This window comes from Candidatus Stoquefichus massiliensis AP9 (assembly GCF_000455285.1).
Taxonomy (GTDB): Bacteria; Bacillota_I; Bacilli_A; order Erysipelotrichales; family Coprobacillaceae; genus Stoquefichus; species Stoquefichus massiliensis.
On the sequence record NZ_HG005287.1, the window covers coordinates 321,902 to 333,478 of the forward strand.

Annotated in this window: 11 protein-coding genes and 1 riboswitch; of the genes, 1 reads left to right on the plus strand and 10 read right to left on the minus strand. The window is 30.5% G+C overall.

Annotation, left to right across the window (positions count from 1 at the left end; translation table 11 throughout):
• Positions 1-38: 38 nt before the first annotated feature.
• The 8 genes from BN350_RS07565 to BN350_RS07600 form a co-directional block, all read right to left on the minus strand.
• Positions 39-1,127: a hypothetical protein gene (locus BN350_RS07565; protein WP_028043056.1), complete on the minus strand. Its 1,089-nt coding sequence runs from the start codon at positions 1,125-1,127 to the stop codon at positions 39-41.
• Complete coding sequence (locus BN350_RS07570) at positions 1,112-1,693, minus strand: sensor histidine kinase (protein WP_187117112.1); 582 nt, start codon at positions 1,691-1,693, stop codon at positions 1,112-1,114. Before BN350_RS07570 ends, BN350_RS07565 begins: the two co-directional genes overlap by 16 nt.
• 117 nt (positions 1,694-1,810) lie before the next feature.
• Entirely contained in the window at positions 1,811-2,305 is a 495-nt protein-coding gene (locus tag BN350_RS07575) for a hypothetical protein (protein ID WP_028043058.1), read from the minus strand.
• A gap of 2 nt (positions 2,306-2,307) precedes the next feature.
• Positions 2,308-2,979: a LytR/AlgR family response regulator transcription factor gene (locus BN350_RS19925; protein WP_049945534.1), complete on the minus strand. Its 672-nt coding sequence runs from the start codon at positions 2,977-2,979 to the stop codon at positions 2,308-2,310.
• A 157-nt stretch (positions 2,980-3,136) separates the two neighbouring features.
• Positions 3,137-4,339, minus strand: coding sequence for a threonine ammonia-lyase (ilvA, locus tag BN350_RS07585; protein ID WP_028043059.1), 1,203 nt, complete (start codon positions 4,337-4,339; stop codon positions 3,137-3,139).
• 48 nt (positions 4,340-4,387) lie between these two features.
• Complete coding sequence (locus tag BN350_RS07590; RefSeq protein ID WP_028043060.1) at positions 4,388-4,561, minus strand: DUF4250 domain-containing protein; 174 nt, start codon at positions 4,559-4,561, stop codon at positions 4,388-4,390.
• Positions 4,558-5,376 carry a Cof-type HAD-IIB family hydrolase gene (locus BN350_RS07595; RefSeq protein ID WP_028043061.1) on the minus strand — a complete coding sequence of 273 codons (819 nt, stop codon included), beginning with the start codon at positions 5,374-5,376 and terminating at the stop codon, positions 4,558-4,560. The genes BN350_RS07590 and BN350_RS07595 overlap by 4 nt, the downstream gene beginning before the upstream one ends.
• Positions 5,377-5,424: 48 nt before the next feature.
• Complete coding sequence (locus tag BN350_RS07600) at positions 5,425-6,252, minus strand: MerR family transcriptional regulator (RefSeq protein ID WP_028043062.1); 828 nt, start codon at positions 6,250-6,252, stop codon at positions 5,425-5,427.
• A 61-nt stretch (positions 6,253-6,313) separates the two neighbouring features.
• Here BN350_RS07600 and BN350_RS07605 point away from each other — a divergent pair, with 61 nt between their 5' ends.
• Complete coding sequence (locus BN350_RS07605; protein ID WP_028043063.1) at positions 6,314-7,618, plus strand: MATE family efflux transporter; 1,305 nt, start codon at positions 6,314-6,316, stop codon at positions 7,616-7,618.
• 9 nt (positions 7,619-7,627) lie between these two features.
• On the opposite strand, the gene BN350_RS07610 is transcribed toward BN350_RS07605, so the two are convergent.
• Both BN350_RS07610 and BN350_RS18735 read right to left on the minus strand, forming a co-directional pair.
• Positions 7,628-10,066 (minus strand): transporter substrate-binding domain-containing diguanylate cyclase, encoded by a 2,439-nt coding sequence (locus BN350_RS07610; RefSeq protein ID WP_028043064.1) that lies wholly within the window; start codon positions 10,064-10,066, stop codon positions 7,628-7,630.
• Between the two features lie 99 nt (positions 10,067-10,165).
• Positions 10,166-10,242, minus strand: a riboswitch (cyclic di-GMP riboswitch).
• A 241-nt stretch (positions 10,243-10,483) separates the two neighbouring features.
• On the minus strand, positions 10,484-11,577 hold a 1,094-nt coding region (locus BN350_RS18735; protein ID WP_044600207.1), incomplete at its 5' end, for a tyrosine-type recombinase/integrase.

Consider the following 11,577-nt stretch of genomic DNA (forward strand, 5'->3'; position numbering starts at 1 on the left):
AGAAATATAGATGTAACTCTATATTTCTTAATATAATATTAGAAAAAGTTCTGTATTGCAGTCACAACAATCAATATCATAGTCATACAACATAGACATGTTGTGATTATATATGAGAGTTTTTTCTGTCTTTTATACATCCAATACAATAATGTGATTGCTAAAATCTGCATAATACAAAATACTGAATCTAAGATAAAAATATCATTATGATAGATTAAAGGTATTCCTATTAGCATAAAGGCATAGGTACATAATAGTTCTTTTATAGAACATCCATGCTCTATAATATATAATGTTATACTTAAAAGAAAGACATCCACCTGTATGTTTAAGATTGAAATCATTTGAATTAAAATTCTAGTATTAAATTCTAAAAATTGAAAACCAATAAATGAAACCACCAAAACAATAATATTCACAATCTGTATCTGTTGAACAGATACCCATTGTTTCATTATACTTAGATAGAAGAATAAACATATATGAATCAATGGAATAGTCAGTAATGTCATTTTACAACCTAAACATAAATAAGCTATCACGATAGCAAATCCTATCAATACTAACCATTCATCCCTCTGATATTTTCTTCCGTTCATTAACATTTCTACCCAAAATAGCATTCCTAACTGCATCCATGCAGCAACAATGATTTGTAATGCAGAAATATCTACTGCTAAGATTGATAAACAAATCGTCAAGACATAATAACAAAGAAATGTTTTTGTTAATGATATACGATATTTCATTTTTCTTAACATAAAATAACCGCTTATCATGATAATATCAGTAAGATAAACACTTATTCCTGGTTGAAATAAATTTACAATTTCTACATCTGATACTGTATCAGAAATGAGAAAACTTAAAAGCAATAGGAGAGAACTTGTCAAAGCAAGGCATCCCATTTCTTGAATAGAAAACTCATCTTCATATTTTCTTAACATGGCATAACAACCCACAACAAGCATTAAGACAAAAAATACATTAAAAATCATTTGTGTAAATACTGTTATATAAGTAAGAATAAGAGGTCTATTGACATTGACCATCATAGTCAACAAACTTGCTAGGATAAGCACGCCCAACATGATTTTCATTTTCTTATTTAGACTTGTATACATAAATCAACACACACTTTCTGTTGTTCAAAACGATATTCGATAGCCCCATTATACTTATCCACAATGCTTTGAATAATTTTTAATCCATATCCATGAAACTGACTATGTGATTGATAATCAGGTTCAAATAAACAATCATTTTTCATACTCATCACCAAGTTCCCTTCATTATAAATCATACTCATATCAACTTCTCCCTGACATTGACTCGCAGCTTGAGCAGAATTATCTAATAAATTAAACAACAATGCACATAAATCTTTCCCATTCATTTTTAATCCATCAATATGAACAGAAAAATGAAATTGTAAATTTTTATATTCCTGCACTTTCATATTCAAACAAGCATCAACATAGATATTACCATATGTCACATATGACTGCATGCTTTGAATATCACCAAGTATTTCTCTAATATATTCATGTATTTTATTGAAATCATCCAATCTTTCTATAATCATAAGATGATTTTTAAAATCATGCATTAATTCTAATGATTTTTTTTGATCTTGTAGATAATACTGGACATACTGTTCTATATTTTGATTATATACTTCTCTATACATGAATTCAGTCTTCTCTTCATTTAAAACAAATGTTCTATTCATTGTGTAGAGTAAATATAGCCATAAACATAATAACATCCCATCAATCAAAACAATATATTCTGATCTCATAAAACTTTATTGAAAGCCAAAGAAAATCATATAAATCATGAGTACAAATATATTGACTATATTGAATAAATGAGCATACTCATAGACTATTTCTCTTTTAGGAAATAAATGTTTTTTCATAAAAACAATAAACAATAAAACAATTCCACAATTCATTAATACATTTATATATATTGCTTGATTGTTCTTAGCAAAAATATTTAGAACGATATTTTGCCCAACCATATATAACCCAAAATATATTGTACTATAAAACAAAATCCAAAATTCCACTTTATCATATAACCAACAAAGCATAAGCCAATCTAACATTACTATTGAAATAATAACTAATATATATTGATTGGCATCAAACATACCATCAATCATCATAAAATAATGAATGCAAGCATAAATCACTGAAAAAATTAACATTCTTATAAAAGGCAATTTCTTTTCAGTAATAAAATGAAGACACAATATCAACCCTACAACATAAATAAGACTACTAATATATGCCATAATCACTTCCTCCTTAAAAACAACTCCTTAATCTCTTTTTGCCTTCTTGAACTAACTGTTAGTCTATGTTTAACATCTCTTAAAATAATCTGATTTTTTACTACACCTAATACATGATCCATATTTATAAATGTATCCCTATCAATCAAATAAAATCCTTCACCTAACATCATCATAAATTCTTGTAATGTTTTTCCCTTATAAACATATAATTTTTGGTTAACAACAAAACTAACCCTTCGATTAGATAAATATTGTCCATATACAATATCCTTTACAGGAAAACTAAATATCCCTAGATCAGTCTTTAAATTGATTGATTTTTCTTGTTGTAATTCTTCAATAACTTTTTTTATTTCTTGACAGAAAGATTCTTGAGTATCCGTTTTCTCTATAAACCCATAGACATTAGATCTAAATGCTTCTTTCATTCTTGATGAATAGTTTGTTACAAAAATAATCTTTTTATCTTTATGTGTTTGTGAATATTGTATCCCATCATAATCGGGCATATCTATGTCTAACAATAATAAATCATAAGGTATAGGGCTTTGTTCTAAATCTTTAATACTTGTAAAACTATATGTTTCTATTTCATAAGAAGTTATTATTTTTAAGTAATCTTGTATAATATCTAAAAAAACAGGTTCATCATCTATAATAGCTATATTCATGTTGAAGTCCTCCTTCAAAGATATTGTATCATATTCTTATTTCTATTTTTATTATAATCCTTATTCTTATTTAAAACATCTATTTGCATTCAACGTTCTTTTTTTCTCTTTAAACGAAAAGAGAAGTCATTCGACTTCTCAAAATTGATACAATCTATTAATTAATTCTTGTAATAATATATCCTTCTTCATTAAAAGTATCAATAATCTTTTGTATATGACTTTCACCATTGGTTTCACAAGTGACACGAAGTTCTACTTCTGAGAAACGTGCAAAGTTTTTAAACTGATTATGATCCACACCAATAACATTCGCATTACATTGTGCTAATACATGAGCAACATATTCTAATTGACCTGGTTTATCAGGTAATTGAACAGAGAATGTAAAGATTCTTCCTCTTGCGATTAATCCCTTGTTGATCATTGATGAAATAGTCATCACATCAATATTTCCACCACTGATTAAAGATACAACCTTTTTATTCTTTTCATTTAACTTTGCTAATGCAGCCAAAGATAAAATACCAGAATTTTCTGCAACTAATTTATGTTTTTCAACCAACAACAAGAAAGCATCCATTAATTCATAATCAGAAACTGTAATAATTCCATCAACATATTCTTTAATATAATCAAATGTAATTTCACCAATTTGTTTAACAGCAGTACCATCAGCAATTGTCACAGCTTCTTTTAGAGCAACAACCTGATCTTCATTAATAGCTGCTAAAGCACTTGCAGCACCTTCTGGTTCTACTCCTATAATCTTAATTGTTGGTTTTATCAATTTTGCAGCACAGGCAATTCCTGAAATCAAACCGCCACCACCAACTGGTACTAATATAATATCTGTCTCAGGTAATTCTTCTAAAATTTCTAAAGCAATCGTTCCTTGTCCTTCAATAACATCTTCATCATTAAAGGGATGTACAAAAGTATAGCCATGTTTTTTCTGTAATTCACATGCTGTATTGTATGAATCATCATAAACCTCACCAGCCAATACAACATCAGCTCCATGTGATTGTGTCGCTTCTACTTTAATCAATGGTGTATGTTTTGGCATAACAATTGTTGCTTTAACGCCTAATTTATGTGCAGCATATGCTACTCCTTGAGCATGATTCCCTGCTGATGAAGCAATCAAACCTTTTTGTTTAGCCTCATCATCCATCTTAACAATTTTATTGTAAGCCCCTCTTATTTTGAAAGCTCCTGTTCTTTGAAGATTTTCAGGCTTAATATAAACTTCATTTTTACATTCTTTTGAAAAAGCTTCACTATATATTAAGGGAGTGGGAATAATGACTTCATCGACTCTCTTTTTTGCTTCTTGAAACTGTTCTAACTTTAACATATTCTATTCCTCCACCTTATTTTCCCCAATTATAGCACAAACACCTTATTATTTGAATTGATTTTTTTCATTATCATAAATATAGTCTATTGTTTTTAGTTTTTCTACAATTTCAGACATAGAAATATCTAAATCATCACATAATGACTCTAATGAATCATACTGATCTCTTAATTTCATATTCACATAACTCAATAACATTGCTGGATCTTTCGGTATCATTTCAAAACTCCTTCATACTCTTGAGATAAAATATATGCAATCCCATCTTCATTATTTGATTTTGTAATCACATCAGCACGCTCCTTAACACCTTCGACAGCATTATCCATAGCAACACCTAAACCAGCATATTCAATCATACTTAGATCATTAAATCCATCACCAAAAGCCATGACTTCTTCTTGCTTAATCCCTAATGATTGAGCAAGTCTATCTAAAGATGCTGCTTTATCAATACCTTTAGCCATAATTTCAATAAAATATGGAGCACTACGATAAATACTCAATGTCTCTCCAAATGGCTGTTTAAATTCCTCTTCAATAGATGCCACATATTCAGGTTTTCCTGTCAATAAAACCTTATGAATTGGATCCTTTAAATCATCTACAAATGAAGTAACACATTTCTTTTTAATATCATTAATACGTGCTTCAACACAAACATATTCATCATCAATATCCTCTGTTACAATCACTGCATCCTCATAAGTCATACATGCTAAATGAAATTCTTTGGCACGCTGATAAGCACGTGTTGCTTCATCAATTGTCAAAGTTTGTTCATATACTGTTTCACCTGTTTTCACGTCAACCACTCTAGCTCCATTAAAAGAAAGAATATATCCACCATATTTTTCCAATTCAAGTTCTTTTGCTTCATGTCGTAATCCTGGTGTTGGTCTCCCAGATGCAAGAACAATCTTTACTCCCTGCTTTTGAATTTCAATTAAAGCTTCTCGTGTTTTTTCTGTGATTTCATTATTTGAATTTTTCAATGTTCCATCTAAATCCAATGCTACTAATTTATATTTCATATTATTCCTCCGTTTTTTATTCATCTTATATGATTTTATTTATTTTGTCTATCGTTTTTCTACTTGAACAGATAAGGAAATCAAATAATGATTCATATCTTGTGCAGTAAAATAATTATGAATTTCATATTCATAAGCATTCCCTATTATTTGATATCCCTTTTGGTCTATAAAATCAAATAATTGCTGAAACGAATCATCAATTGTATCATAAAAACCTTCATGTAATAGAGTTGCATATGTTCCTTGAGGTTTTAAATAATACTGTTTATCATCCATTGGTTGTTGTATTTTCACATAGTACATATTTTCATGGTAATCTCTTTTTAAAAATTGATCACGGTATATAATGGTCCCTAATGGCAGTTCCTCATTTATATTGTGTTTTGCACAATAATCAAAATGCTCACTAATATATCTCATCATTTCTCGATCACTTAGTGTTCGATCTGGCAAAGCAATTGTTAATAAATGTTCTTGTGGACATTCTTCAAGAAAGGGAACCATATGCTGTGTTTCAACACCGTATTTTGTCATTGAGATTGATTGTTGAATACGATACTGCATTTTTTCTATTTTCTTTTTTTCTTCTTCTAACTGCAAATATTTTTCATTAAGAATAGAAACAAAATTTTCATTATTTCTTTGTATCATAAATTCTTTAATTTCTTTTAAAGACATTTTCGCTTCTTGTAAAACTTTAATGAAATCAAATTCAAAATATTGAGAAGAAAGATAATAACGATAACCGTTTTCTTTAATGATTTGTGGTTTTAATAATCCAATTTCATCATAATGAAAGAGAGTTTCTTTAGTTGTATGGCAGAGTTTGGCAAATTCTCCTGTGGAATAATAAGTTTGATAATATTGTGACATATAAATTTCTCCTTGACTATAGGCTTACCCTATAGTCTATGATATCACAAGGAGGTGGCATATGGAAAGAAAATTAATCTTTATAAAATATGTAAGTTTTAATATGTTAAGTATGATAGGGTTATCTTGTTATATTTTAGCAGATACCTTGTTTATAGCAAATGGTGTCGGGAGTGTTGGATTAACAGCTTTAAATCTGATATTACCACTTTATACAGTTATTTCAGCTCTTGGATTACTCCTTGGTGTAGGAAGTGCAACACGTTTCTCTATATTAAAAGTACAAGGGAAGGATAAAGAAGCATCTTGTTATTTTACGACTGCTATAAAGCTTGGAATCATGCTCTCTATTCCCATCACAATATTTGGTATTATCTTTGCTGAAGGCATTATGTCTTTTATGGGTGCTGATTTTGAAGTTATTGGCATTGCCTCAATATATCTTCGTACTTTTATTGTTTTTGCACCTTTCTTTATATTAGAACAAATTATTGTTACATTTGTAAGAAATGACAATAATCCTCGTTTAGCAAGTTTCGCAATGTTAACTGGAACATTATTCAATATTATCTTTGACTATATTTTAATTTTCCCTTGTCAAATGGGAATGTTTGGTGCTGCTTTAGCAACTGGTTTTTCTCCAATTGTCGCTATTCTTATCTGTAGTCTTCATGTTATATGGAAACAAAATCATTTTCATTTTATACATTCATCTATAAAGATAAATGAAATATGGCATATTTTTTCTATTGGGATATCTTCATTTATTACTGAATTATCAGGAGGAATTATTATATTTGTCTTTAATATAGTTATTCTCTCTATTGGTGGGAATATTGCAGTAGCAAGCTACGGCATTATTAGTAATCTCGCTTTAGTTGTTACATCTTTGTATACAGGTATTGCGCAAGGGATTCAGCCATTATTGAGTCAAAGTTATGGTGAGCATAATTTACGTTTAACACATACTTATCTTCATTATGCAATGATAACAGCATTTCTTGTATCTGGAATTGTTTATACATGTATCATTTGTTTTCCTCATTTAATTATTTCTATTTTTAACAGTGAAAATAATATCATGATGGCAGAAATTGCAAAGAATGGATTACCTCTTTATTTTGCTGGATTTTTCTTTGCTGGTATTAATATGGTGTTGATTACTTATTTAGCATCAACCGAAAAAACAAAAAAATCTTTTATAATCTCTATATTAAGAGGTGGTCTTATCATTATTCCATTAGTTATCCTTCTCTCTAAGTTCTTCTCTTTAACTGGAGTTTGGCTTTCTTTTCCTATGAGTGAAGGAATGATTATGATTATTGCTATATTATTATATAAACGTAGCCAAATATCGACAAAATGAAAAAGAGCTTTATTCGCTCTTTTTCATTTCATTAGCAAATCTATAATTATTTCTACCCGCATTTTTAGCATCATATAATGCTTTATCGGCAAGTTGATATAAATCATCATAATTTTGACCTTTTATTGATATAGCTATCCCCATACTTATTGTCATCGGACAAATTTTAAACTCTGACATAGATTCCATGAGTTTTTGGCAATAATAATTAATTTCTTTCATGCTTCTTGGATGATTTAATCCAATAATAAACTCATCTCCACCAACACGTGCTACAATATCAGTCGTTTTTGAAGAGTTAACAATTATTTGTGCTAATTGTACTAACACTTGGTCCCCACAATAATGTCCATAATTATCATTGATTGATTTAAAATTATCTATATCTAAAATAATTAAAGCTATTTCATTATCATGAGATCCTTCTAACAATTGATCAAACATTTCATGACATGCTGCTGAGTTATAAACTTTTGTTAAACTATCTCTTTTGGCAAGATCCTTCCATAATAATTGTTCTTCTTTTTGATTTTGTATATCTGTGATTTTACCTATAATATGACTAACACAATTGTTTTGATCAAACATTGGCTGTAAGAAAATTCTTTGCCAACGCTCACTTCCATCTATCAATCGTAATCTTATTTCTTTATCATACGTTCTTTTGTTATCAAGAATAGAGTGAAATAATGATGCACCCTTATCATCACTATGAAGATAGTTTTTAATCACTTTATGTGGCGATATAAGAATAGCCGCTCCTCCACTTAATTTCAAAGTATCTTCTTTAACATTATATTCAATGAAGCAATCACCAGATAAATCACTTATTTTTTGAAAACGATTATATTCCATTAATAATTTTTTATCATTTTTCTTTTGCATATGAACTCTTAATACATAATATATTCCAATTAAAACAAGGATAAATCCAGCAAATTGTAATGGATTATTTTGAATATAATTCATTATTGATAGTTCTTCTTTTGCATAAGTTGCATTTTTAAATACTATAGACTGTATTTCAGTAGTTGATGCTTTATCTATTCCTTTATTAATGATACTTGTCAGTGGTGATGAAACATCCTTTCTTATAGCAAAACAATTTTTAATACTATAATTACTATATTGAGGAATCATTGTTATATTATCAAAATCATATGAACTACTATAAAACAAAGCAATATGACTACCTAAATATGAATAATCTGCTTCTCCATTATTGACTGCTTCAAAGCATTCCAGTGGTGTATCATAATAAACCACTTTTCCGTCATACTCACCAGAATAATAAGTTCCCTTAGGTAAAGCTAATCGCTGTCCTACAATATTAGATGCATCCAATCCCTTTGTCATAACAATTTCAAGTCCTGAATCAAGATATGAACGTGTACACTCAAAATTCTTCTTTGCTTCATAATATGGAATAGCTAATCCACCTGCCATGATTATATTTTCATCTTCTAATAGTTTCTCATATTCATCATACGTTTCTGCATAATGATATTTAAACTTAACATTTGTAAGTTCGCCAATATAATCTAATATATCTATTGAAATTCCTTCTAGATTCCCATTTTTATTCTTTGATTGTAAAGGCGCCTTTCCCCCTAACAAAGCTACATCAATAACTGAATGTTGTTTTAAAAATTCCTTTTCTGCTTCAGTCAGAATAAAATCACCAGATTTAAAAGAAAAATACTTTTCATGTAAATCACTCATAAAAGATGGCTGTTCTTTATTTAATTCCACCATTGCCTCATTAATTTCTGATAATATTTCTCTTTTCCCTTTTGTTGTGACAAAATAAAATGGACGTGGAGAAAACGTTGCAACAACTCTGTAATTACCAGTTATACCTGCCTGCTCAGATACTGCTATTGATTCAATTTTTCCATTATTAAAATCTTCCATAAGTTTTTCTTCTGATTCATAAAAATGTTGAATAATTTTAATACCATTCATTTCTCCAAATTCTTTAAGTTTTTGATCCTCTTTATGAGCTGAAGAAACAATACCAACATTTAACTCTTTAAGTGAATAAATATTTGTATCATTAATTTCAGTATTATCCGATAAAACATAAATAGCCATATTTCCCATACCATAGTTGCTAGATGTATAATCATATACATTTTTCGCTGATTCATCATAAAGCATAGCACCCATTAAATCTACTTTACCACTTGCAACATCATCCATAGCTGCAACAATCTTTTCATTAACGTCTCCCTGATAAATGACATATTCAAATTCAAAACTTGTAAAACGTTCTAATTCTTTTAAATAATCATAGGTATATCCAGAATAAACACCATCCTCTGATAATTCAGTCAGTCTATCCTGAATAGGGTATGCGACTTTTACCTTTGTTTTTGCTGATAAAGGGAATACATTTACAATCATAAGAACAGTAATAGTTAATATAATTCGTGATATTTTTTTCATCTTATTTAACTCCTCTCTATCAACTTAAAAAACATGCTCATAAAATTAACCAGCATGCAAAAACCTCATGAAAACAATTTAAAAAATTTTCAAGAAATATTCTGCAACTGGCTACCATCAAAACAGGCCCTATAGCTTTGCGTCACTACTTTTCAGCAGTTTTGCCTTTATATGTTTATAATACTCACATTCTATTCGTAAAGTCAATAACAACCATCTTTTTATGACAAATTTTATACTAAAAACTTCTATAATAAATTGATTATCTTTTCATAAGTTGTCAAATGTCTGTATAGCCTGTATTTACGGGCGTTACGGGCATTTTTCATATCGGAAGATACTTTGCATATGCTGGCATATCCCAGCGTGTTTTGGCAGCCAAAAGTAGTAAAAGTGTAGTAAACTCTGCCTTTACTACTAGGCACATAACCTGTCCATTTCAGCTTTAGCAGAAGCAGAAGAACCATGTGCGTAATACCCAAGCGTCATAGTGATGTTGGCGTGTCCCATAAGGTACTGCAAGGTGTTTGGGTTCATGCCCTTGTTTGCCATATTCGTACAGAACGTGTGTCTGAATGTATGTGGCGTTACATTTGGCAATGCTGCCTCATGGCACTTGTTATACTTCTTGACAAGTCCTCTTACCATACTCTCATAGTTGCAAGCCACCTTTGGCAACCCCTCATTGTTGAGGAACAGAAAATCTCTGTAGCTGTCAATAACGATAGGCTCTGCTTTCCCACGGCTTTTTACAATCCTCTTTAATGCCTGATAGACATTCTCTGTCATTGGAATCTCTCTGTCACCGTTTTTGGTTTTCGGAAGCTCAATGTAGTACCCGATTTCACTATCTCTCAATAGCTGGTGGTCTACATGGATTATCCTGTTTGGAAAGTCCAAGTCAAACTTGGTCAGTCCGCAAAATTCAGAGATACGAAGCCCCGTTCCCAGCAGCACTATGATTTCATCACGGTACTTCTTATAGGTCTTGTCCTGTTCCATAAAGGAAAGACAGTCGGCTTCCTGTTCCAATGATAAAGCAGTCTTTGATTCTGTATCATCTTCAAGAACCGTATTCAATGCAAAATCAAAAGGATTCTTTCTGATACAGTCGTCCTGTATCGCCGTGTAGAATGACGCTTTAAGGGAACGCTTGAAATTGCTAATCGTCTTGTAGGCATAGCCATTGTCACTCATGCGGATAGCCCACTCTTTTGCATCGGACAGCTTCACACTGTCAATGCTTCTCATTCCCAGCGGGTCTTTTTCCAGAATGTCCATAAGGTACTTGCGACCTTTTACAGTATTTCGCTTCACATTCTTTCTGTGGCTGTTCTGCTTTGCATATAGCTGGCAGACCGACATTTTCTTTCCGATTGTGTCGATACCGTCGTTGAGGTCTTTTTGTATATCCTGTTCCTTTTCCCTCAATGAGATATCTTCACGCTTTCCTGCCGGTGTCCTGTCCGTCGGTACGAGCTTCCAAGCATAAGCAAATTGCGGTTTACCTA

Coding starts and splice junctions, on each gene's coding strand:
- BN350_RS07565 (WP_028043056.1), bottom strand. CDS start 1,127: ATGTATACAAGTCTAAATAAGAAAATGAAAATCATGTTGGGCGTGCTT.
- BN350_RS07570 (WP_187117112.1), bottom strand. CDS start 1,693: ATGTATAGAGAAGTATATAATCAAAATATAGAACAGTATGTCCAGTAT.
- BN350_RS07575 (WP_028043058.1), bottom strand. CDS start 2,305: ATGGCATATATTAGTAGTCTTATTTATGTTGTAGGGTTGATATTGTGT.
- BN350_RS19925 (WP_049945534.1), bottom strand. CDS start 2,979: ATGAATATAGCTATTATAGATGATGAACCTGTTTTTTTAGATATTATA.
- ilvA (WP_028043059.1), bottom strand. CDS start 4,339: ATGTTAAAGTTAGAACAGTTTCAAGAAGCAAAAAAGAGAGTCGATGAA.
- BN350_RS07590 (WP_028043060.1), bottom strand. CDS start 4,561: ATGATACCGAAAGATCCAGCAATGTTATTGAGTTATGTGAATATGAAA.
- BN350_RS07595 (WP_028043061.1), bottom strand. CDS start 5,376: ATGAAATATAAATTAGTAGCATTGGATTTAGATGGAACATTGAAAAAT.
- BN350_RS07600 (WP_028043062.1), bottom strand. CDS start 6,252: ATGTCACAATATTATCAAACTTATTATTCCACAGGAGAATTTGCCAAA.
- BN350_RS07605 (WP_028043063.1), top strand. CDS start 6,314: ATGGAAAGAAAATTAATCTTTATAAAATATGTAAGTTTTAATATGTTA.
- BN350_RS07610 (WP_028043064.1), bottom strand. CDS start 10,066: ATGAAAAAAATATCACGAATTATATTAACTATTACTGTTCTTATGATT.